Source organism: Micromonospora eburnea, assembly GCF_900090225.1.
Lineage (GTDB): Bacteria > Actinomycetota > Actinomycetes > Mycobacteriales > Micromonosporaceae > Micromonospora > Micromonospora eburnea.
The window spans coordinates 4,538,649-4,563,139 of record NZ_FMHY01000002.1 but is presented as its reverse complement, the minus strand read 5'-3'; the positions used below and the strand labels follow the sequence as shown (position 1 = coordinate 4,563,139).

Here is a 24,491-nt window from a genome sequence, read left to right as displayed (position 1 = left end):
AGGGTGTGATGTTGCTGGCGGAGCGGATGACCGAGATAACGATCCTCGAGGAACTGCTGGCGGCGTGCCGAGCGCGCGTGGGTCAGTTTGCTGTGATCAGCGGACCGGTCGGTTGCGGCAAGACGGAGGTGCTGGACGCGTTCGCGGAAGAGGCGATGCGGTCCGGGGCCATCGTGTTCGGCGCCACGGCGAAGCGGTCCGGCGCCGACGTCCCGTTCGACGTGCTGGTGCAGTTGTTCTGCGGCAGCGCGGCTCCCGAGCGGCTGCGGCGGCAGATGGACCACCTTGTCGATGCGACCTCGACGGCCGGCGCCGAGGGAGCGGCCGCCCGTACGCACGTGCTGCGGGTGATCTTCACCGAACTGGTGGCGCTGGCCGATGCCCAGCCCGTCGTGATCATGGTGGACGACGTGGAGTGCGCCGACCACGAGTCGCTGCGGGAACTGCTGGACCTCGTCTCGCGGCTGCGCCGCGCGCAGGCGCTGGTGGTCCTCTCCCTATCCGACGAGGAGAACGCCGGCACCGCGATGGTGCATGCCGAGCTGCTCAGGCACCGGCGGTGGCGGCGTATCGAGCTCTCCCTGCTGTCGGTCGAGGGCGTCGAAGCGCTGATCTCCGCACAGCCGGCCCGCTGGCCGGACGCGCCGGCCGCCGAAATCCATCGGCTCAGCGGGGGCAACCCCCTGCTGGTCCGGGCGCTGCTGAACGATCTGGGTGGCGCGGACCCGCAGGAGCCCGGTACCGCGTTCGGTCAGGCTCTCCTGGCCTGTCTGCACCGAAGTTCGCCGGAGACGCTGGCCGTGGCCCGCGGCATCGCGGTCCTCGACCGGCCCGCCGGCGACTTCCTGCTCGCCGAGCTGGTCGGAATCGAGGGGCAGCGGGTTCAGGCGGCGCTGCGCCGGCTGGAGTCTGCCGGCCTGTTGTCCGCCGGGGAGTTCCGCAATCCCGCGAGCCGGACCGTCATCCTGTCGGACACCGCTGCCCCCGAGCGGCGCAAACTGCACGAGCGGGCGGCCGAACTGCTCTACCTGCAGGGCGCGTCCGCCTCGACGGTGGCCCGTCACCTGATCGAGATCGGCGAGGCACCGCGGCGGTGGACCCAGCGCCTGCTGCGGGAGGCCGCCGAGCTCGCCACTGTCACCGACGACCTGGACTTCGCCAGCGACTGTCTCGACCTGGCGCTGCGGAGCAGCCCCGACGACCAGGAGCGGGCGACCGCGCTGGTCCGGCTGGCCGGAGTCGTCTGGCGGCGCAACCCGGTCGCCGTGGTACGGCACCTGCCCGCGCTGATCGAGTCGTCGCGCCGCGGCCTGCTGTCGGGCCGGCAGGCGTGCGGGGTCGCCCGGTCGCTGGTCTGGCACGGCCTGACCGGTGAGGCCGTGGAGGTGCTCGAGGCCGCGGGCCGGACCGGGCGCGCGAGCGACAGCCAGATCCGTGCGGAGACAGGCTTGATCAGGCGCTGGCTCCGCTCGTGGCACCCACCGCTGGCGGAGAAGGTGTACGGGGCACAGCAGTCACCCGAGGCGATGGACGTCGGGGTCGTCGCCGACGAGCGCTTCGTGTCGACCGCACTGCTGTCCGAGGTGCTCACCTGCGGCGGCAAGTCCGACGTCCCGCGCCGGGCCGAGGAGATCCTGCGCGGCATCGATCTGGACGAGACGACCCTGGAGCCTGCGGAGTCGGCGCTGCTCGCCCTGCTCTACTCCGACCACACCGAACGCGCGCTCACCTGGTGCGAGCCCCTGCTCGCGGCCGCGTCCGAGCGGTACGCCCCGACCTGGACCGCGCGCCTGGAGGCCGTCCGCGCCGAGATCGCGCTGCACCAGGGCGATCTGTCCAAGGCCGCGGGCTACGCGCGCGCCGCACTCGACCGGATCGCCTCCCGCGGGTGGGGTGTCGCCGTGGGCGCGCCGCTGGCCACCCTGATCCAGGCGGCCACGATGACAGGTGACCACGAGACCGCCGGCGCGTACGTCAAGACGCCGGTGCCCCAGGAGATGTTCAAGACCCGGTTCGGCCTGCGCTACCTCTGTGCGCGGGGGCTGCATCTCGCGGCGTCCGGCCGCCTGCACGCCGCGCTGAGCGACCTGTTGACCTGTGGGAGCCTGGCCGCGGAGTGGGGCATGGACGTACCCTCCTTCATCCCGTGGCGCACCGCCGCCGCTGAGGTGTACCTCAAGCTGGGGGACCGGGAACGAGGCCGGAAAATGGCCGAAGCTCAGTTGATTCGTGTCAACAAGGGGCAGCTGCGTACCCGCGGCATCTCCCTGCGCGCCATGGCGACCACCGGTGAGCTGCGCGGCCGGTTGCACCTGCTCCGCGAGTCCGTCGACCTGCTGCATTCCGCCGGTGACCGGTACGAACTGGCGACCGCGCTGGCCGAGCTGCACCGGGCGCATCGGGCGATGGGTGAGCGGCAGCGCGCGAACGCCGTGTTCCAGCAGGCGCTGCGGCTGGCCACGGAGTGCCGCGCCGAGCCGCTGCGCCGCAGCCTGCTGCGCGAGTCCTCCGACGAGCACGCCGAGTCGCTGGTGATGAAGGAACCCAACGGCGGGCTGGTCCGGCTGAGCCGGGCGGAACGGCGGGTCACGGCCCTGGCCGCCACCGGGCACACCAACCGGGAGATCGCGCAGAAGTTGTACATCACCGTGAGCACAGTGGAGCAGCATCTCACCAAGGCGTACCGCAAGCTCAACGTGAGCAACCGGGCCGATCTGGCGGCGGCCTGCATGTCGTCGTTTGCCGACTCCGCCTGAAATCGCGCCGCCGTTCATAAGGGACTGGGGCGATTAGGGGTTGGGGCGGCCATCCGGATCTCATTAGGGTTTTGAATAGTCCTGGGCCGCGGCCCGGATTTCCGTACTGATCTCCGGAAGAATGGCGGACGTGATGCCGAAAGTAATTGTCATCGGAGGTGGACCCGGCGGATCGACCGCCGCCGCACTGCTCGCGCAGTCTGGCGTGCCGGTCAAGGTGCTCGAGCGTGCCGAATTTCCCCGCTACCACATCGGCGAATCGATCACCACCTCCTGCCGCGCAATTCTCGATTACGTCGGGGCGCTCGACAAAATCAATTCCTGCGGATTCACCTCCAAGACCGGGGTGCTGATGCGGTGGGGCCAGGAGAAGGACTGGGTCATCGACTGGACCGCGCAGTTCGGCACGGACGTCCGCTCCTGGCAGGTCGACCGCGAGGACTTCGACACGGTGCTGCTCGACCACGCCGGCGAGAGCGGCGCGGAGGTCGTGCAGAACGCCCAGGTCAAGCGCGTTATCTTCGACGGTGACCGCGCCGTGGGCGTGGAGTGGCAGCCGGCCGGCGGCGAGCTGAGGGTCGAGACGGCCGACTACGTCATCGACGCCTCCGGTCGTGCCGGCCTCATCGCCGCTCAGCATTTCAACCACCGCCGGCCGCACGAGATCTTCCGTAACGTCGCCATCTGGGGATACTGGGAGAACGCCGAGCTGCTGCCCGGCAGCCCGTCCGGCGGAATCAATGTCATCTCCTCACCGGACGGCTGGTACTGGCTCATCCCGCTGCGCGGCAACCGTTTCAGCGTCGGTTTCGTCACTCACAAGACGAATTTCGTGGAACGGCGTCGCGAATTCGACTCGCCGGAGGCCATGCTCAAGGCGATGATGGCCGAGTCGCCGACGATGAAGCAGGTGCTCGCCAACGCCACCTATCAGCCTGGCGTCCACGTGGAACAGGATTTCTCCTACGCGGCGGACGACTTCTGCGGCAACGGATATTTCCTCGTCGGCGACGCCGCGTGCTTCCTCGACCCCCTGCTGTCCACCGGCGTGCACCTGGCGATGTACAGCGGCATGCTGTCGGCCGCGTCCATCCTGGCGCTGAACCGGGGCGAGGTGAACGAGCAGGAGGCGCAGGCCTTCTTCGAGTCGCTCTACCGCAACGCCTACCACCGGCTGTTCACGCTGGTGATCAGCTTCTACCAGCAGCACGCCGGCAAGGACCGGTACTTCGCGCTGGCCGACACGCTGAGCCGGGCCCGCGAGGACGGCACCAAAAGCCCCGACCTCGCGTTCGGCGAGATCATCGCGGGCCTCACCGACCTGCGCGAGGCCGCGGACCGGGCGGGCCAGGGCGCCCAGCCGATCAAGGAGGTCATCGACGCGGCGGCGACCGGCGGAGTCAAGCCCGTGCAGGAGCTGCTCAGTGCCGCCGAGCAGGCGCGGCTACGGGCCGAGGACGCCGCCCCGAACCAGCGCGTGACCATGGCGCCGATGTACATCGACGCCAACGACCTGTACGACGCGGCGAGCGGGCTCTACCTCGTCACCGAGCCACGGCTGGGCATCAGCCGGGCGAGCTCGGACGAGACGGTCACGGCCGGCTGAGACGTCGGGACCGCCCCGGGGTGCCCGCTCGGCATGATGCCGGACACCCCGGGTGCACCCGTCCCCGGATTGGAGCGCTGCCGCGTGGCGAACCACCAAGGCGTCGTCCTCCTGCTGGACCTGGCGCTGATCCTGCTCATCAGTCACACCCTGGGTGGACTCGCCCGCCGGATCGGGCAGCCGGCGGTCATCGGCGAGGTGATCGGCGGCATCCTGCTCGGACCGACCCTGTTCCACGGGGTCGTGACCGACACCCTGTTTCCCCTGGACGTCCGCCCGTACCTGACCACTCTCGCCACCCTCGGCGTGACCATCTTCATGTTCACCGTCGGGCTCGACCTCGACGCCAGGAGGCTGCGCGAAACCCGCGACGTCGTCGGCGCGGTCTCGTTCGGCTCCGTCGCCCTGCCGCTGGTGCTCGGCATCGGCCTGGCCGTGCTGATCAGCGGCTCACGAAGTGGATCCGACCGGCTGGGCTTCGTGCTTTTCCTGGGCGCGGCCATGTCGGTCACGGCCTTTCCCGTACTCGCCCGCATCCTCACCGACCGCGGCTTGAGCCAGAGCCGGCTCGGCAACGTCACCCTCGCCGCGGCGGCGATCAACGATGTGCTGGCCTGGCTCCTGCTGGCGGCCATCATGGTCATCGTCGGGGCCTCCGGCACCCACTGGCTGACGCTGCTCGTGCTGCCGTACCTCGTGCTGATGTTCGGTGCGCTCCGGCCGGCGTTCCGGCGTCTGCTGTCCGACAGAGGCGGCACCACGGCGGGGGCGGGACGTCTCGCGCTGGTGCTGGCCGGGCTGCTCGCCTCCAGCGCCTTCACCGAGTGGGTGGGCCTGCACTTCATCTTCGGCGCCTTCGTCTTCGGACTCGTCATTCCCCGCGAGGGCGCCGACAACGTACGCCGCCAGGTGCTGGAACCCCTCGGCTTCGCCGGCAGGGCCCTGCTGCTGCCGGTCTTCTTCCTGGTCGCGGGTCTCAACGTCGACCTTTCCCGGCTCAACGGCGCGGACGCGGGCCTGCTCGCCCTGATCGTCGTGACGGCCGTCGGCGGCAAGTTCGTCGGCGCCTACCTGGGCGCCCACGCGACCGGCGTGGACCGGCGACCGGCCGCCGTGCTGGGCATCCTGATGAACACCCGTGGGCTGACCGAGCTGGTCATGCTCAACGCCGGTCTACAGCTCGGCGTCCTGCAACCGGACCTCTACTCACTCATGGTCGTCATGGCCGTCGTCACCACCGCCATGGCCGGTCCCCTCCTGCGCCTGCTGGCTCCGGAGCAGGACGGCGAGCCGGCGCTGTTGCGTACCGAAGCTCTCCACTCGGCGCGGCCGGCCGCCGCCGCCTCAGGTTCAAGGAGTACCTCATGACTCTCCCCGTCAGGCTGCCGGAACGGCTGCCCTCGCTGACCGGGCTCCGCTTCTTTGGAGCGATAGCCGTCATCCTCTTCCACGCGCTGTGCCTGCCACCGATCACGGTCTTCCAGGACGAGAAGGTCAACGGAATCCTGGCGTTCCTGGTCAGCAAGATCGGCTTCGTGTCCGTCACGTTCTTCTTCATCCTCAGCGGCTTCGTGCTGACCTGGTCGGCGCGCGACGACGACACACCGCGCAAGTTCTGGCGCCGCAGATTCTTCCGGATCTTCCCGAACCACGCCGTCATGTGGGCGGCCTGCCTGCTCCTGCTCGGCGGCGCGCCGGTCTGGGTCGCCCTGCTCAACCTGCTGCTCGTGCAGTCCTGGGTGCCCAACCTGCGGGTGGCGTCGAGCGTCAACATCGTCACCTGGTCGCTGTCCTGCGAGCTGTTCTTCTACGCGATCTTCCCGTTCCTGTTGCGCCCCATCAAGCGCATCGCGCGCGCCAGGCTGTGGTTCTGGACGCTGGGCGCCCTGGTCGCCGTCCTCGTGGTGCCGTTCCTGGCGGTGGTCCTGATGCCCGGCGAGCCGAAGATCCCGGTCATCAACGTCTCGACGTACCAGTACTGGTTCTCGTACAACTTCCCGATAGCCCGCCTGGGAGAGTTCTTGCTGGGCATGCTGCTGGCCCGGGTCGTCCGGGAGGGGCTGTGGATCCGGCTGCCGCTGTGGGGCGCGCTGACCATCCTGGGCGTCAGCTATTTCGGGATGCTGGCCGTGCCCCTGCCCTACGGTGTCGTCGCGGCCGAGGTCATCCCGTGCGCGCTGCTGGTGGCGGCGGCCGCGATGGCCGAGGCCCAGGGCACGAACAGATTCTTCGGCAGCCGGCTCTCGCTGTGGCTCGGCAACATCTCGTACGCGTTGTTCATGTCGCACGCCATCGTCCTGTACTGGGGCCGGCCGTTCTTCCTCGGAGACCAGAAGTTCAGCACCCCGGTCGCGCTGGGTCTGGTCGCCCTGGCGGTCGCGCTGAGCATCCTGCTCGCCTGGGTGCTCTACGTCACCGTCGAGCGGCCGATCGTCCGGCGGTGGAGCACCTCCACCGCCGTCCGCCCGCAGCCCGCACCGGTGGTTACCTCGTCGGCCACCTGAACCGGTCCACCACGACCTGATGCGTATCCCGCCCGGGCGGGATACGCATCAGGTGTGCGGGCTGCCCCCGCGGCTCAGTCCCAGCGCACCGGCAGCCGGTGTACCCCGTAGATCGTCATGTCCGCGGCCACCGCGACCTCGTCCGCCCCGACCGCCAGACGCAGCCGCGGAAAACGCGCGAAGAGCGCGGAAAAGGCGACGCGCATCTCTATTCTGGCCAGTTGGGCGCCGAGGCACTGGTGGGCGCCGTGCCCGAACGCCAGATGGCCCGCCGCGTTGCGCGTTATATCAAATCTGTCGGGGTCGGCGAACCGTTCCGGATCGCGATTGGCCGCGTTCAGCGAAAGGGTCACGCTCTCGCCTCGGCGGATGACCTTGCCGTCGATCTCCACGTCTTCCAGCGCGGTGCGGACCGGCCCGATGTGGATGATCGTAAGATAGCGCAACAACTCCTCGACGGCACCGTCGAAGAGCCGTGGGTCTGCCTTCAGGGCGGCCAGTTGGTCGTCGGCGGTAAGAAGCGCGAAAGCGCCCAGGGCGAGCATGTTCGCGGTCGTCTCATAACCCGCCGCAAAAAGCAGGAAAGACATGCTCTTCAATTCCTGGACGGTTAGTTCCGCGATGGCCGCCAGGTTGCTCAGCAGATCGTCGCCGGGATGCGCGCGCTTGTCGAGCACGAGCTGGGTGACGAAGCTGTCCACGCTCTGGTGCGCCGCGACGATGTCCGCCACCGACGAGGTCATGTTGAGCAGCGTGGCCACGTTCCGCTGGAACTGTGCGCGTTCGGCGTACGGCACGCCGAGCAGCTCGCAGATGACCTGCGACGGGATGGGCAGGGCGAAGACCTCGAGGAGGTCGGCGCACGTGCCCGAGCGGTCCATGGCGTCGAGCTCGGCGTCGACGATCTCCCGGATCCGCGGTTCCAGCTGCCGGAGCCGGCGCGCGGTGAACTGGCTCATCAGCAGCCGGCGGTACCGGGTCTGCTCCGGCGGGTCGAGCCGGATGAAGTTGCCCGGGTCGGCCGGCACCCGGGGCTCTGGAACCGGCAGCGGAATAGGGGAGCGCAACAGCTCCTGGCGGGAGCTGAAACGGGAGTCCGCCAAAACCGCCCGGGCCGCCGAATGGCTGGTCACCAGCCAGCCGACATGACCGTCCGGAAACGTCATACGGGACACCGGACATTGCTGTTGGAGTTCTTTCAGGGGTGCCGGCGGGTCGAAGGGGTAAACCCTTTCGGTCGGCAGCGGAGGGGCATTCGAGACAACCTCTGTCATTGACTTCTCCCAAGCGCTGGTGGCCCGATCATGAACGCCGCAAGCCTAGGCTCGCCGTACAGATCGCCGGCGGTCCATCGGGAATGCCTGCGGCACCTAGGGGTCCGCCTAGGGGTATTCGCGTCAGGGGCGCTGTGTAACGCTCGCACTGCGACGCGTGTCATTTCCGTGAAGGAGTCGTGGTACCGGATGGTCTTCAATCCCGAGGGCGATTTCCTGCCGTTGATCCTGCCCGGAACCGGCTCGAGCGCCCGGCGGGCCGCGGCGCTGCGGGACGATCTGGCCGCCCGCACGGACTGGCAGCCGCAAGGGATAGCCCACGCGCTGGCCCGGCTCGCCGCGAGCCGGCACCCCTCGGCGCTGCGCGCCGCGCTCGTCGCCGGCGACCGCGAAGACCTGATGGGCCTGCTCGACGCGGTCGCCGCCGAGCACGACACCCCCGGCCTGGTGCAGGGCCGGCCGGTCGGCGACGAACGGGTCGCGTTCGTCTTCCCCGGCCAGGGTGCCCAGTGGGATGGGATGGCCGCGCAGCTGCTCGACGCGTCCCCCGTCTTCGCCCGCCGCGTCGACGAATGCGCGCAGGCACTCGAACCGTTCCTGGACTGGCCACTGCTGGACGTGCTGCGCGGCGATGCCCCGACGGAGACCCTACGCCGCACCGATGTGATCCAGCCCGCCCTGTACGCCACCGCCCTCGGACTGGTCGAGGTCTGGCGCGAGCGGGGCATCGAACCGGCCGCGGTCGTCGGCCACAGCATCGGCGAGGTCCCGGCGGCGGTGGTCGCCGGCGCACTCAGCCTCGACGACGGCGCCCGCATCATGGCGCTGTGGAGCCGGGCGCAGCAGACCCTGGTCGGGGCCGGCGCGATGGTCTCCGTCCTCGCCGCACCCGACGACACCCGGGAACTCGTCGAGCACTGGGGTGGCCGGCTGGTCGTCGGAGTCGTTAACGGCCCAGGCTCGGTCGTCGTCACCGGCGACGCCGACGCGGCCGAGGAACTCCTCCAGGTCTGCCACGACCGCGGCATCCACGCCCGGCGTGCGGCCGTCGCCCACGCGGCCCACTCCGACCACATCGAACGCATCATCCCCCGGATGCGCGCCGACCTCGCACCCATCGAGCCCCGGCCGGCCCAGCTGCCGATGTTCACCGCGTCCCAGGGCGGAGCGCTCGGCGCCACCCGCACCGACGCCGACTACTGGTGCCGGTGCCTGCGTACCATCGCCCGGTTCGACCAGGCCACCGAGGCCGCGCTCGACGCCGGCTACCGGATCGCGCTCGAGGTGAGTCCGCACCCGGTCCTCACCGCCGCCGTCATGCAGACCGCCGAGCGCTCGGGCCGCCCGGTGGCCGCCGTCGGCTCCCTGCGGCGCGGTCAGGGCGGAATGGACCGCATCGCCGCGTCGCTGGCCGAGCTCTACGTTGCCGGAGCCCCGCTGGACCCGGCGACCGTCTACGGCGGGTCGGCCGCCGAGCTCCCCGACGACCTGTGCCAGCGCCTGTACGAGCAGCACGCCGACGAAGTCCCACCGGGACCCTCCACCCTGGCCGCCGAGCTGATCGTCCGCTCCGTCGCCGACCAGTACCGCCGCCTGCTCGACCTGGTCCGGCGTGAGGTCGTCGCCCTAGGCGTGCCGGACTTCGCCGAGGAGCGGACGTTCGGCGAACTCGGCCTGGATTCGGTCACCGGTATGGCGATCCGCAACCGTGTGGCCGCCGCGACCGGCCTACGGATCCCGGCGACCGCGATCTTCGACTACCCAACCCCGCGACGCTTCGCCGAGTACCTCCGCGCCACGCTCGTACCCGGAGCCGACAGCACCGGAACCCCCGCCGACCGGCCACAACCCGCCGACGACAACGACCCCGTCGTCATCGTCGGATGGGGCTGCCGGCTCCCCGGGGGCATCAGCGACCCCGAGGACCTGTGGCCCCTGCTGCTCGACGGCGCCGACCTGGTGTCCGCTTTCCCCACCGACCGCGGCTGGGACCTCTCGGCCCACACCGAACCGCCCACCCGGCCCGGCGAGTACTACCAGGGCGAAGCCGGCTTCCTCTACGACGCGGACCGGTTCGACGCGGACTTCTTCGGCATCTCACCGCGCGAAGCCCTCGCCATGGACCCGCAGCAGCGGCTGCTGCTCGAAACCACCTGGGAGGTCTTCGAGCACGCAGGGATCGACCCCGGCACGCTGCGCGGCGGACGTACCGGCGTCTTCATCGGTGCCATGAACATGGACTACGGGCCACGGCTGGACGAGGGCTCAGGCCACGAGGGCTTCGCCTTCACCGGCAACACCATCAGCGTGCTCTCCGGCCGGATCTCCTACACGTTCGGGTTCGAGGGGCCAGCGGTGACGGTGGACACCGCGTGCTCGTCGTCCCTGGTGGCGCTGCACCTGGCGGTACAGGCGGTGCTGCGCGGTGAGTGCCCGATGGCGCTGGCCGGCGGCGTGACGGTGATGCCGAGCCTCGGCATGTTCGTCGAGTTCAGCGCGCACGGCAACTTGGCACCGGACGGGCGGTGCAAGTCGTTCGCGGCGGCGGCGGACGGTTTCGGCCTGTCCGAGGGTGTCGGCCTGGTGTTGGTGGAGCGGTTGTCGGATGCGCGTCGTCATGGGCATCGGGTGTTGGCGGTGGTGCGGGGTTCGGCGGTGAATCAGGATGGCGCGTCGAATGGTTTGACAGCGCCGAATGGTCCGTCGCAGCAGCGGGTGATTCGCCAGGCGTTGAGTGTGGCTGGTTTGACGTCGGCGGATGTGGATGTGGTGGAGGCTCATGGCACTGGTACTCGGTTGGGTGATCCGATCGAGGCGCAGGCGGTGTTGGCGACGTATGGCCAGGACCGGGCAACGCCGGTGTTGTTGGGGTCGGTGAAGTCGAATCTGGGTCATACGCAGGCCGCGGGTGGTGTCGCGGGTGTGATCAAGATGGTGTTGGCGATGCGTCATGGTGTGGTGCCACGGTCGCTGCACATCGATGAGCCGAGTCCGCATGTGGACTGGTCGGCTGGCGCGGTGCGGTTGGTGCGGGAGACCACGGTGTGGCCGGAGGTCGACCGGCCGCGTCGGGCGGGTGTGTCGTCGTTCGGAGTGAGTGGCACCAACGCCCACGTGGTGCTGGAACAAAGCCCCGAACCCGAACCGGTGTCTGGCCCGGAGCCTCGCCCGGAGTCGGGTCCGACGGTGTGGGTGGTGTCGGCCCGTTCGGTGGCGGGTCTGCGCGCCCAGGTTGACCGGTTGGCGTCGTTTGTGCAGGCCCGGCCGGAGTTGCCGCCGGGGATGGTCGCGGCGGGTTTGGTGCGGCGGCGGGCGTTGCTGCCGTACCGGGCCGTGGGTGTGGGTGCCACCGCGGGCGAGTTGATCGCCGGTTTACGTACCGCACCCGACCCGGCAGCGGCCGCGGCGGCTGGTGGTGGTGGTGTGGGGTGGTTGTTCACAGGTCAGGGCTCGCAGCGCCAGGGCATGGGTACGGGCTTGGCCACGCGGTTTCCGGTGTTCGCGGCGGAGTTCACACGGGTGTGTGGCCTGTTGGACGAGTTCCTGCCGCGACCGTTGGCTCAGGTGATCGCTGAAGGCGGCCCGCTGCTGGACCGCACGATGTACGCACAGGCGGCCGTGTTCGCGGTCCAGGTCGCGCAGGTGGCGTTGCTGCGCTCGTTCGGTGTGCGCCCGCAGGTGGTGTTGGGCCACTCGGTGGGCGAGTTCGCCGCGGCGGTGACCGCCGGGGTCCTCGACATGACGGACGCGTGCCGGCTGGTGGCGGCGCGGGGCCGGCTGATGGATGCCCTGCCAGCGGGCGGGGCGATGCTCGCGGTACACGCCGGCGAGCAGCAGGTCCGGCAATGGGTGACCGGATTGGACGTGGCGGCGGTCAACACCGCCGGGCAGGTGGTTCTCTCCGGAACGGAACCGGCCGTGGACGCGGCTGCCGGGCTGCTGGCGGGGTACGGGGTCAGAGCACGCCGACTGCGAGTGTCACACGCGTTTCACTCAGTGTTGATGGAGCCGATGCTCGCCGAGTTCGCGGACATCGCGGGCACCGTCACCTACCAACCGGCGCAGGTTCCGATGCTGTCAAGCGTGCGGGCCGGTGCTGATGTGAGCACCCCCGAATATTGGGTGCGGCATGTGCGCGACACAGTACGTTTCGCCGACGCGATCGCAGCCCTGGACACCCCGACCAATATCGAGGTGGGTCCGGACGCGACATTGACCGCGATGCTGACCGACCACCGGATCAGCCCGCTACTGCGCCGTGACGCCGACGAAGCCACCACCTACCTGAAGGCACTAGGCGACCTGCACACCGCCGGCATCCCGATCAACTGGGAACCGATCCTGCCAGCGACCGACCGGCAGGTGGACCTACCGACGTATGCCTTCCAACACCAGCGCTACTGGCTGGAACCGCGCTCCGCGACGAAGGAAACCGACGACCCGCAGTTGTGGTCCGCGGTGGAGAACGGCGAGATTCCGCTGGACGAAAGCCTCGCCGCACTGCTGCCGGCATTCACCTCGTGGCGGCAACGGCAGCGCGAGGAGTCGCGCCTGCGACAGTGGTGCTACCACGAGACTTGGACCAGCGTGCCGAGAGCGGCCCGCACCCGCCGCCCCGGCCGGTGGCTCGTCGTCTCCGGCGACGGTGACCCCGGCGGGTGGAGCGACCTGACCACGTCCGCACTCACCGCAGCCGGCGCCGAGGTCGTACCCCTCGTCGTCGAGCCGGTACCCGGCGAGGCCCTGCCGCTGCGACGGATCGCGGACGCCTGCGGCGACCCGTACGACGGTGTCCTGTCCCTGCTTGGCCTCGCCGAGACGGACCTGCCGGCGGCCACCGCGGTGCCCGCCGGCCTCGCCGGCGTCCTGACCCTGCTGCACGCCGCCCCCGGCAGCTCCCCGGACTCCCGCATCTGGGCGGCCACGAGCGGATGCGCCGAAAATCCAGCCCAGGCGGCGATATGGGGCTTCGGGCGGGTCGCCGCCCTGGAGCACCCCGGCCTCTGGGGCGGCCTGGTCGACCTGCCCGCCACCGCCGACCGGACCGGCGCGGAACGCCTCGTCGACGTGCTGCTGTCCGGCAACGACGAGGACCAGGTGGCGATCCGCCCGGCGGGCCTCTTCGCCCGCCGGCTCGACCGTCTGCCGCTGAACCGGCCCGCTGGCGGTGCACCGTGGGCGCCGCACGGCACCGTACTGATCACCGGAGGCACCGGCGCGCTCGGCAGTGCCGTCGCCCGATGGGTCGCGGCCGGCGGAGCCGACCATGTCGTGCTGGTCAGCCGACGCGGTCCGGCCGCGCCCGGCGCCGAGGACCTGGCGCGGGAACTGCGGGAACGAGGCACGACCGTTACCGTGCTGGCCTGCGACGCCACCGACCGGGAACAGGTCGCGGCCGCGCTGGAGACGGTGGGCCCGCTCTCCGCGGTCTTCCACGCCGCAGGGATCCTCGACGACGGCATCATCGAAGCACTGACGCTCCCGCGCCTCGACAGCGTCCTCACCGCCAAGGCCCGGGCGGCGAGCGTGCTCGACGAGCTGACCCGTGACCATCCACTCTCCGCGTTCGTGCTGTTCTCCTCGGTCGCGGGCAGCATCGGAACAGCGGGACAGGCCAACTACGCGGCCGCCAACGCGTACCTCGAGGCCCTGGGCCGGCGGATGCGAGACGCCGGACGGCCCGCGTTCGTGCTGTCCTGGGGTCCGTGGGCGGGCGCCGGCATGGCCGACGGCGTACGGGAACTCGGCCATGCAGGGTTCACCGCGCTCGCGCCGCAGCGCGCCCTGGCCGCCCTCCAGTACGTCCTCGATCGAGGTGAGGCAGCCGTCACGGTCGCCGACATCGACTGGGACACGTTCACCGGCTCATTCACCGCCACCCGGCCCAGCCCGTTGCTGGCCCGGCTCGCCAGCACCCCGACCCACGCGCCGGTGCGCGGCTCGACGGCCACCGGCGCGGGCGGCGCCCTCGCGGACCAGCTCGGCGGTCTCGACGCGATGACCCGCAAGGAACGGCTGCGGGATCTCGTACGGGAGCAGACCGCGACCGTGCTCCGGCAGCCGGACCCCGGCCGGATCGACATGGAACGCCCGTTCAAGGATCTCGGCTTCACATCGCTGAGCTCCGTGGAGCTGCGCAACCAGCTGATGGCCGTCGTGGGCAGCTCCCTCCCTGCGACGCTGGTCTTCGACTACCCGTCTCCCGCCGCGCTGGCTGGGTATCTCGATGAGGTGCTGTTCGGCGGCGGGCAGTCGGTGTCCGCGTCGGTGGTGGCGGCTGCGCCCGATGGCGATCCGATTGTGATCGTTGGTATGGCGTGTCGGTTTCCGGGTGGGGTGTCGTCGCCGGATGAGTTGTGGGATCTGGTGGTCGGGGAGCGGGACGCGATCGGTGGTTTTCCGCTCGATCGTGGTTGGGATGTGGACCGGCTGTTTGATCCGGATCCTGATCGGGCGGGTAGGAGCTATGCGCGTGAGGGTGGTTTCCTTTACGACGCTGCGGAGTTCGACGCCGGCCTGTTTGGGATCTCGCCGCGGGAGGCGTTGGCGATGGATCCGCAGCAGCGGTTGCTGCTGGAGACCTCGTGGGAGGTCCTCGAACGAGCCGGAATCGACCCGCACAGCATGCGGGGTAGCGCGACGGGCGTGTTCGTCGGAAGCAACGGCCAGGACTATCGCCCGGCCGACGCGAACGTATCCCCCGAAGTGGAGGGCCACCTGCTGACCGGCAACGCGGCCAGCGTCGTTTCGGGGCGGGTGGCGTATTCGTTCGGTTTTGAGGGTCCGGCGGTGACGGTGGATACGGCGTGTTCGTCGTCGTTGGTGGCGTTGCATTTGGCTGTGCAGGCGTTGCGGTCGGGGGAGTGTGATCTGGCGCTGGCCGGCGGGGTGACGGTCATGTCCACGCCGGGGGTGTTCGTGGAGTTTTCCCGGCAGCGTGGGCTGGCCGCGGACGGGCGGTGTAAGTCGTTCGCGGCGGCGGCGGACGGTACGGGTTGGTCCGAGGGTGTCGGCCTGGTGTTGTTGCAGCGTCTGTCGGAGGCGCGGCGTTCCGGTCGTCGTGTCCTGGCGGTGGTGCGGGGTTCGGCGGTGAATCAGGATGGCGCGTCGAATGGTTTGACAGCGCCGAATGGTCCGTCGCAGCAGCGGGTGATTCGCCAGGCGTTGAGTGTGGCCGGTTTGACGTCGGCGGATGTGGATGTGGTGGAGGCTCATGGCACTGGTACTCGGTTGGGTGATCCGATCGAGGCGCAGGCGGTGTTGGCGACGTATGGCCAGGACCGGACAATCCCGGTGTTGTTGGGGTCGGTGAAGTCGAATCTGGGTCATACGCAGGCCGCGGCGGGTGTCGCGGGTGTGATCAAGATGGTGTTGGCGATGCGTCATGGTGTGGTGCCACGGTCGCTGCACATCGATGAGCCGAGTCCGCATGTGGACTGGTCGGCTGGCGCGGTGCGGTTGGCGAGCGAGACCACGGTGTGGCCGGAGGTCGACCGGCCGCGTCGGGCGGGTGTGTCGTCGTTCGGAGTGAGTGGCACCAACGCCCACGTGGTGCTGGAACAAAGCCCCGAACCCGAACCCGGCCCGGTGTCCGATGGGCCTGAGCCGGAGTGGGTGTCTGGTGGGTTGGGTCCGACGGTGTGGGTGGTGTCGGCCCGTTCAGCGGCGGGCCTGCACGCCCAGGTCGACCGGTTGGCGTCGTTTGTGCAGGCCCGGCCGGAGTTGCCGCCGGGGATGGTCGCGGCGGGTTTGGTGCGACGGCGGGCGTTGCTGCCGTACCGGGCTGTGGGCGTGGGTGCCACCGCGGGCGAGTTGATCGCTGGTTTGCGTACCGCACCCGACCCGGCAGCAGCGGCGGCTGGTGGTGGTGTGGTGTGGGTGTTCGCGGGTCAGGGCTGGCAGTGGCAGGGCATGGGCCGGCAGTTGATGACCGAGTCGGTGGTGTTCGCCGAGGCGATGGCGGAGTGTGACGCGGCGTTACGGCCGTGGACCGGACGGTCGGTGCTGGATGACCACGACGGTGACGTGCGTGTGGTGCAGCCGCTGATGTGGGCGGTGATGGTGTCACTGTCCCGGGTGTGGCGTTCGTTGGGCGTGTACCCGTCAGCGGTGATCGGTCATTCCCAGGGTGAGTTGGCTGCCGCGGTAGCGGCGGGAGCGCTGTCGCTGGCTGAAGGCGCACGGATCGTGGCGGTGCGCGCCGCGGTGATCGCCGAAACACTGTCCGGTCGGGGCGGAATGCTGTCAGTCGCGTTGCCCGAGACGCGGGTACGTGAGTTGGTCGACGGTGTGCCCGGAGTCGACGTAGCGGCGGTGAACGGCCCGGGATTGTGCGTGGTCTCCGGTGACCGCGCCGCCGTGGAATCGATTGACTGGGGCCAGGCACGAACGCGGTGGGTTGATGTGGACTACGCCTCGCACTCGGTTCAGGTGGAGACGGCCGAGGAGTTGTTGTCACAACGGTTGGGTGTTGTGGAATTCCAGGCAGGGCAGGTGCCCTGGTACTCGACGGTGACCGGTGAGCTGATCGATCCAGCAGGACTCGACGCCGGGTACTGGTTTACGAACCTACGCGCCGAAGTGCGGTTCGAAGCAGCGGTACGCGCGGCGGTACGCGACGGCCGTGACCGGTTCCTGGAAGTGTCCGGACACCCGGTGCTACTGCCAGGCATCACCACGACACTCGGTGACATACCCGCAGTGGTGAGCGGAACGTTGCAGCGCGACCGAGGTGGTCTGATCGAGGTGTTACGCGCAGCCGCCGTATTGCACACCGCCGGCATCCCGATCAACTGGGAACCGATCCTGCCAGCGACCGACCGGCAGGTGGACCTACCGACATATGCCTTCCAACACCAGCGCTACTGGCTGGACCCGGCCGGTGACGGCGGCTGGCGGGGTTCTGCGGTGCGGTTGGCTGATGGTGGTGTGGTGGTGTCAGCGACGGTGTCGTTGGCGCGGCAGCCGTGGCTGGCCGATCACGCGGTCAACGGTGTGGTACTCGTGCCCGGCACCGGATTCGTGGACTGGGCCGTGCACGCCGGTGACCTGGCCGGGACGCCGGTGCTGCGGGAACTAACCGTGCAGACCCCACTGGTCCTCGACACAACCAGCACAGTCGAGATGCAGACCACGGTGAGCGCTGACCATCAGGTCGCCATCTACTCGCGTGCTGATCAGGACCAACCATGGACCTGCCACGCCACCGGCCTGCTCGGCCCGACGGTGGCCGAACCCATCCCCGACGATGCGTCGTGGCCGCCGGCCGGGGCGACGCCCGTGGCGACCGCGGGTTTCTACGACGCGTTGGCCGTCCGTGGTTACGAGTACGGGCCGGTTTTCCAGGGGCTGGACCGTTTGTGGCAGGCGGGCGACGAGTTTTACGCCGAGGTCCGGCTGCCGGACTCCGAGCACCAGAACGTCGCCGGTTTCACCATCCACCCGGCACTGCTGGACGCCGCCCTGCACACCGCCGCCCTGTCCGACGACGGCTCGCCGGTGTTGCTGCCGTTCGCGTGGCAGGACGTGTGTGTGTATGCCACCGGTGCGACGCGGGTGCGGGTGCGGATGCGCGCCAACGACCAGCGGGTCTCTCTGACGTTGACCGACATGTCCGGGGGTGTGGTCGCCACGATCGGATCGCTTGCTCTACGCGCGTTGCCGGATCAGCCGGTCACCCGCACCACCCGGGACTTGTATGTGGTGGACTGGGTTGACGCCGGCCGAGCCCAGACGGACCGCGAGGTAGTCCCGGCCAGCCAGCGGGGCGGTGAGGCGGGTCTGCCGGTGTGGGACTGCACCGGGGTTGGTCTGCACGAGGTGTTGGCCGGGGTGCAGCAGCGGCTGGCCGACGATCAGCAGCGTTGGCTGGTCCTCGTCCCGGGCGGTCAGGACGTCCCCGGGGCGGCTGCGGTGTGGGGGCTGTTGGCGTCCGCGCAGAGTGAACATCCGGGCCGGTTCGTGTTGGTTGACGCGGCCGATGCCAACCTGGCCCGGGCAGCGGTCGCTGTGTGTGACGAACCGCAGCTACGTGTCGACGGGAACGGGTCCATCCGGGTACCCCGGCTGGTTCGCGTTCGCGCGCCGGGTGGTGACGAGCCGGTGGACTTCGGTGCCGGCCCGGTGTTGATCACTGGTGGTACCGGCACGCTTGGTGGTCTGCTGGCCCGGCATCTGGCCCGCGAGCATGGTGTCACCGATCTGCTGCTGGTCTCCCGGCGCGGCCCCCACGCACCAGGCGCCGAGGACCTGACCAAGGACCTGCGCGACACCGGCGCCCAGGCACGGATCATCGCCTGCGACCTGACCAACCGGCAAGCACTGGCGGCACTGCTCGCCGAACACACCCCGACCGCGGTCATCCACGCGGCGGGTGTGCTCGACGACGCCACCATCACCAACCTCACCCCTGCCCAGCTCGACACGGTCCTGAACAGCAAGGCCCGGACCGCCGAGTACCTGCACGAGCTGACCCGCGACCGGGACCTGCACGCGTTCGTCCTGTTCTCCTCCGCCGCCGGGGTGTTCGGCTCGGCCGGGCAGGCCAACTACGCCGCCGCGAACGCGTACCTCGACGCCCTGGCTCGGCTGCGCCGCACGTCGGGGCTCCCGGCGCAGTCGCTGGCGTGGGGTTTCTGGGACAGCGAGAGCTCGATGACCGGTTCGGCGGACCGGGAACGGCTGGAACGGTCGCGGGTGCTGCCGATCGGCAACGATCAGGGCCTCCGGTTGTTCGATGCCGCGCTGCGGGTGGACACACCAGTGGTGGTGCCGGTGCGGTTGCGGCTGACCGGATCAACGGCTCCGATACCGCCGCTGCTGTCGCAGCTGGTGCGAGTGGCACGGCCTGCGGCGTCCGCCGTGCGGGAAGAGTCGCCGGGCGTACGCCGGCTGACCGGGCTCGCGGCGGAGCACCGCCGGGCCGAGCTGCTGCGGCTGGTGTGCGCGCAGACCGCTTCGGTGCTGGGCTTCCCGGACGGCGACCGGATCGACGCCGGGTCGCCGTTCCGGGAAATGGGGTTCGACTCACTGACAGCGGTGGACCTGCGCAACCGCCTGGCGCCGCAACTGGGAGTTCGACTGCCCGCCACGCTCGTCTTCGACTATCCGTCTCCGGCCGCGCTGGCCGGGCACCTGGACGAACTGGTGTTCGGCGCGGAGCGGCCGGCCTCGGCGCCGGTGGTGGCCGCCGCCGCGGACGACGACCCGATCGTGATCGTCGGTATGGCGTGTCGGTTCCCGGGCGAGGTGTCGTCTCCGGAGGACCTGTGGCGACTGCTCTCCCGAGGCGAGGACGCCATCGGCGAGCTGCCCACCGATCGGGGCTGGGACCTGTCGTCGCTTTACGACCCGGCGGGAGAGAAGTCAGGAACCGCTTACACCCGGCACGGTGGCTTCCTTCCGGACGCCGCGGAGTTCGACGCCGATCTGTTCGGGATCTCGCCGCGGGAGGCGCTGGCGATGGATCCGCAGCAGCGGTTGCTGCTGGAGGCTTCGTGGGAGGTCCTCGAACGGGCCGGGATCGATCCGCTGAGTTTGCGGGGGAGCCGGACCGGGGTGTTCGCGGGGTTGATGTATCACGATTACGGGTCGCGGGTGCGGGTGGTGCCGCCGGAGTTGGAGGGGTATTTCACCAACGGTAATGCGGGCAGTGTGGCGTCGGGCCGGGTGGCGTATTCGTTCGGTTTCGAGGGTCCGGCGGTGACCGTGGATACCGCCTGCTCGTCGTCGTTGGTGGCCCTGCACCTGGCCGTGCAGGCGTTACGGTCGGGGGAGTGTGATCTGGCACTGGCCGGCGGGGTGTCGGTCATGTCCACGCCCGAGGTGCTGGTGGAGTTTTCCCGGCAGCGTGGGCTGGCCGCGGACGGGCGGTGTAAGTCGTTCGCGGCGGCAGCGGACGGCGCGGGCTTCTCCGAGGGTGTCGCTCTGGTGTTGGTGGAGCGGTTGTCGGATGCGCGTCGTCATGGGCATCGGGTGTTGGCGGTGGTGCGGGGTTCAGCGGTGAATCAGGATGGCGCGTCGAATGGTTTGACAGCCCCGAATGGTCCGTCGCAGCAGCGGGTGATTCGCCAGGCGTTGAGTGTGGCCGGGTTGACGTCGGCGGATGTGGATGTGGTGGAGGCTCATGGCACTGGTACTCGGTTGGGTGATCCGATCGAGGCGCAGGCGGTGTTGGCGACGTATGGCCAGGACCGGACAACGCCGGTGTTGTTGGGGTCGGTGAAGTCGAATCTGGGTCATACGCAGGCCGCGGCGGGTGTCGCGGGTGTGATCAAGATGGTGTTGGCGATGCGTCATGGTGTGGTGCCACGGTCGCTGCACATCGATGAGCCGAGTCCGCATGTGGACTGGTCGGCTGGCGCGGTGCGGTTGGTGCGGGAGACCACGGTGTGGCCGGAGGTCGACCGGCCGCGTCGGGCGGGTGTGTCGTCGTTCGGAGTGAGTGGCACCAACGCCCACGTGGTGCTGGAACAAAGCCCCGAACCCGAACCGGTGTCCGATGGGCCTGAGTCGGGTCCGGGGTTGGGTCCGGAGTTGGGTCCGACGGTGTGGGTGGTGTCGGCCCGTTCAGCGGCGGGTCTGCGCGCCCAGGTCGACCGGTTGGCGTCGTTTGTGCAGGCCCGACCGGAGTTGCCGCCGGGAATGGTCGCGGCGGGTCTGGTGCGGCGGCGGGCGTTGCTGCCGTACCGGGCCGTGGCTGTGGGTGCCACCGCGGGCGAGTTGATCGCCGGTTTGCGTACCGCACCCGAACCGGCAGCAGCGGCAGCGGCGGCGGCTGGTGGTGGTGTGGTGTGGGTGTTCGCGGGTCAGGGCTGGCAGTGGCAGGGCATGGGCCGGCAGTTGATGACCGAGTCGGTGGTGTTCGCCGAGGCGATGGCGGAGTGTGACGCGGCGTTACGGCCGTGGACCGGACGGTCGGTGCTGGATGACCACGACGGTGACGTGCGTGTGGTGCAGCCGCTGATGTGGGCGGTGATGGTGTCACTGTCCCGGGTGTGGCGTTCGTTGGGCGTGTACCCGTCAGCGGTGATCGGTCATTCCCAGGGTGAGTTGGCTGCCGCGGTAGCGGCGGGAGCGCTGTCGCTGGCTGAAGGCGCACGGATCGTGGCGGTGCGCGCCGCGGTGATCGCCGAAACACTGTCCGGTCGGGGCGGAATGCTGTCAGTCGCGTTGCCCGAGACGCGGGTACGTGAGTTGGTCGACGGTGTGCCCGGAGTCGACGTAGCGGCGGTGAACGGCCCGGGATTGTGCGTGGTCTCCGGTGACCGCGCCGCCGTGGAATCGATTGACTGGGGCCAGGCACGAACGCGGTGGGTTGATGTGGACTACGCCTCGCACTCGGTTCAGGTGGAGACGGCCGAGGAGTTGTTGTCACAACGGTTGGGTGTTGTGGAATTCCAGGCAGGGCAGGTGCCCTGGTACTCGACGGTGACCGGTGAGCTGATCGATCCAGCAGGACTCGACGCCGGGTACTGGTTTACGAACCTACGCGCCGAAGTGCGGTTCGAAGCAGCGGTACGCGCGGCGGTACGCGACGGCCGTGACCGGTTCCTGGAGGTGTCCGGACACCCGGTGCTACTGCCAGGCATCACCACGACACTCGGTGACATACCCGCAGTGGTGAGCGGAACGTTGCAGCGCGACCGAGGTGGTCTGATCGAGGTGTTACGCGCAGCCGCCGTATTGCACACCGCCGGCATCCCAGTCGACTGGAATCCGGTCCTGCCAGCGACCGACCGGCAGGTGGACCTACCGACGTATGCCTTCCAACACCAGCGCTACTGGCTGGACCCGGCCGGTGAGCAGGACAGTTGGCGGGGTTCTGCGGTGCGGTTGGCTGATGGTGGTGTGGTGGTGTCAGCGACGGTGTCGTTGGCGCGGCAGCCGTGGCTGGCCGATCACGCGGTCAACGGTGTGGTACTCGTGCCCGGCACCGGATTCGTGGACTGGGCCGTGCACGCCGGCGACCTGATCGGTGCGCCGGTGCTGCGGGAGTTGACCGTGCAGACCCCACTGGTACTCGATACGACCGGCACGGTCGAGGTGCAGACCACGGTGGGCGCTGACCATCAGGTCGCGATTTACTCGCGTGCTGGTGAGGAGCAGCCGTGGATTTGCCACGCCACCGGGGTGCTTGCGGAGGCCGCCGAGAGTGGTGTTCCCGAGGCCGATGCGTCGTGGCCGCCGGCTGGGGCGGCCCCGATTCGGTTGGAGGGCTTTTACGACCGGCTGGCCGGGGTGGGTTTGCAGTATGGGCCGGTGTTCCAGGGTGTGCAGGCGGCTTGGCGTGACGGCGAAGACCTTGTTGCTGAGGTTGTCCTGGACGAGACCGGTCGGGAGCAGGTTGACCACTTTGGGGTGCATCCGGCGTTGCTGGATGCCGCGTTGCATGTGGCGGCGCTCGGTATGCCGGATGGTCCTGCCGAGCCGCTGTTGCCGTTCGCGTGGCAGGACGTGTGTGTGTATGCCACCGGTGCGACGCGGGTGCGGGTGCGGATGCGCGCCGACGACCAGCGGGTCTCTCTGACGTTGACCGACATGTCCGGGGGTGTGGTCGCCACGGTCGGATCGCTTGCTCTTCGCGTGTTGCCGGATGAGCCGGTGACCCGCACCACCCGGGACTTGTATGTGGTGGACTGGGTTGACGCCGGCCGAGCCCAGACGGACCGCGAGGTAGTCCGGGCCAGCCAGCGGGGCGAGGCGGGTCTGCCGGTGTGGGACTGCACCGGGGTTGGTCTGCACGAGGCGTTGGCCGGGGTGCAGCAGCGGCTGGCCGACGATCAGCAGCGTTGGCTGGTCCTCGTCCCGGGCGGTCAGGACGTCCCCGGGGCGGCTGCGGTGTGGGGGCTGTTGGCGTCCGCGCAGAGTGAACATCCGGGCCGGTTCGTGTTGGTCGACGCGGCCGATGCCAACCTGGCCCGGGCAGCGGTCGCTGTGTGTGACGAACCGCAGCTACGTGTCGACGGGAACGGGTCTATCCGGGTACCCCGGCTGGTTCGCGTTCGCGCGCCGGGTGGTGACGAGCCGGTGGGCTTCGGTGCCGGCCCGGTGTTGATCACTGGTGGTACCGGCACGCTTGGTGGTCTGCTGGCCCGGCATCTGGCCCGCGAGCATGGTGTCACCGATCTGCTGCTGGTCTCCCGGCGCGGCCCCCACGCCCCCGGCACGGGCGAGCTGGCCAAGGACCTGCGCGAGGCCGGCGCCCAGGCACGGATCGTCGCGTGTGACCTGACCGACCGGGACGAGCTGGCGGCACTGCTGGATGAGCACTGTCCCAGCGCGGTGATCCATGCGGCGGGTGTGCTCGACGACGCCACCATCACCAACCTCACCCCTGCCCAGCTCGACACGGTGTTCACGGCCAAGGCGGTCACCGCGGGATACCTGCACGAGCTGACCCGCGACCGGAACCTGCACGCGTTCGTCCTGTTCTCCTCCGCTTCCGGGGTGTTCGGCTCGGCCGGGCAGGCCAACTACGCCGCCGCGAACGCCTACCTCGACGCCCTGGCCCGACAACGACGCGAGCAGGGAGCGCCGGCACTGTCGCTGGCCTGGGGACTGTGGGAAACCACCAGCGCCATGACCGCCACCGTCGACACCACCCGGGCATACAACGGTGTCCTGGCAATGACCGACCAGCACGCACTCACCCTCTTCGACACCGCACTGCACACCGACCACCCCGTCCTCGTGACGGCCAGGCTCGATCTGCGCCCGCGTACCGGCATCAACCCCGTCCCCCTGCTGGCGGCCCTGCTGCCCGCCCAGCGACGAGTCGTCGCCGGGGACGCCCCGGACCGGACCGGCGGGACGCGGGCCCGGCTAGCTCGCCGGGACGCCGACGGTCGACGGTCTGGCCTGCTGGACCTGGTCCGGGCGCAGACCGCCCAGGTGCTGGGCCACGCCTCGGTCGCCGCGATCGGACCCGGACGGCCTTTCAAGGATCTCGGCTTCGACTCGCTGACCGCCATCGAACTGCGTAACCGGCTCAGCGTGGAGACCGAGCTGCGGCTGCCCGCGACCCTGGTGTTCGACCACCCGACACCCGCCGCCCTGGCCGAGCACCTGCGGGCTGAGCTGTTCGGTGCGGCGGAGCAGCCGGCCGTCGTGGCCGAACTGTCCCAGCTGGAGACCGCCCTCGCCGCGGTGGTCGAGGGCGGTGCCGACGAGCTGGACGCCGCCCTGCGCCACGACATCACCGTCCGCTTGAAAGCGCTGACCGCGATGTGGAGCGATCTGCGGCGCCACGGCGACAAGCCGGACATCGGCGAGCGGTTGGAGGACGCCAGCGACGACGAGATCTTCCAGTTCATCGACAGCAAGTTCGGTACCTCCTGACGGCACCGGCCCG

The 24,491-nt window shown here is 69.7% G+C and carries 6 protein-coding genes; 5 read left to right on the top strand and 1 reads right to left on the bottom strand.

The window, feature by feature from the left end; all coding sequences use genetic code 11:
- Nucleotides 1–8 precede the first annotated feature (8 nt).
- From GA0070604_RS19960 to GA0070604_RS19945, 4 genes are all read left to right on the top strand, one after another.
- Entirely contained in the window at nucleotides 9–2,756 is a 2,748-nt protein-coding gene (locus tag GA0070604_RS19960; protein ID WP_091120540.1) for a helix-turn-helix transcriptional regulator, read from the top strand.
- 133 nt (nucleotides 2,757–2,889) lie between these two features.
- Entirely contained in the window at nucleotides 2,890–4,362 is a 1,473-nt protein-coding gene (locus GA0070604_RS19955) for an NAD(P)/FAD-dependent oxidoreductase (RefSeq protein WP_244162224.1), read from the top strand.
- An 84-nt stretch (nucleotides 4,363–4,446) separates the two neighbouring features.
- Nucleotides 4,447–5,730 (top strand): cation:proton antiporter, encoded by a 1,284-nt coding sequence (locus tag GA0070604_RS19950; RefSeq protein WP_208602129.1) that lies wholly within the window; start codon nucleotides 4,447–4,449, stop codon nucleotides 5,728–5,730.
- A complete protein-coding gene (locus GA0070604_RS19945) occupies nucleotides 5,727–6,866 on the top strand; it encodes an acyltransferase family protein (RefSeq protein ID WP_091120534.1) in 1,140 nt (379 codons plus the stop codon). The genes GA0070604_RS19950 and GA0070604_RS19945 overlap by 4 nt, the downstream gene beginning before the upstream one ends.
- 74 nt (nucleotides 6,867–6,940) lie before the next feature.
- Here the strand turns inward: GA0070604_RS19945 and GA0070604_RS19940 are convergent, their stop codons facing one another.
- Nucleotides 6,941–8,032, bottom strand: a complete 1,092-nt coding sequence (locus tag GA0070604_RS19940; protein WP_244162013.1) for a cytochrome P450 — start codon at nucleotides 8,030–8,032, stop codon at nucleotides 6,941–6,943.
- A 138-nt stretch (nucleotides 8,033–8,170) separates the two neighbouring features.
- Between GA0070604_RS19940 and GA0070604_RS33120 the strand changes: the two genes are divergently transcribed.
- A complete protein-coding gene (locus tag GA0070604_RS33120; protein WP_141721351.1) occupies nucleotides 8,171–24,478 on the top strand; it encodes a type I polyketide synthase in 16,308 nt (5,435 codons plus the stop codon).
- Nucleotides 24,479–24,491 lie beyond the last annotated feature (13 nt).

What these genes read in the sequence shown, in the direction of transcription:
- GA0070604_RS19960 (WP_091120540.1), top strand. Translation starts at nt 9, where the DNA reads ATGTTGCTGGCGGAGCGGATGACCGAGATAACGATCCTCGAGGAACTG.
- GA0070604_RS19955 (WP_244162224.1), top strand. Translation starts at nt 2,890, where the DNA reads ATGCCGAAAGTAATTGTCATCGGAGGTGGACCCGGCGGATCGACCGCC.
- GA0070604_RS19945 (WP_091120534.1), top strand. Translation starts at nt 5,727, where the DNA reads ATGACTCTCCCCGTCAGGCTGCCGGAACGGCTGCCCTCGCTGACCGGG.
- GA0070604_RS19940 (WP_244162013.1), bottom strand. Translation starts at nt 8,032, where the DNA reads ATGACGTTTCCGGACGGTCATGTCGGCTGGCTGGTGACCAGCCATTCG.
- GA0070604_RS33120 (WP_141721351.1), top strand. Translation starts at nt 8,171, where the DNA reads ATGAACGCCGCAAGCCTAGGCTCGCCGTACAGATCGCCGGCGGTCCAT.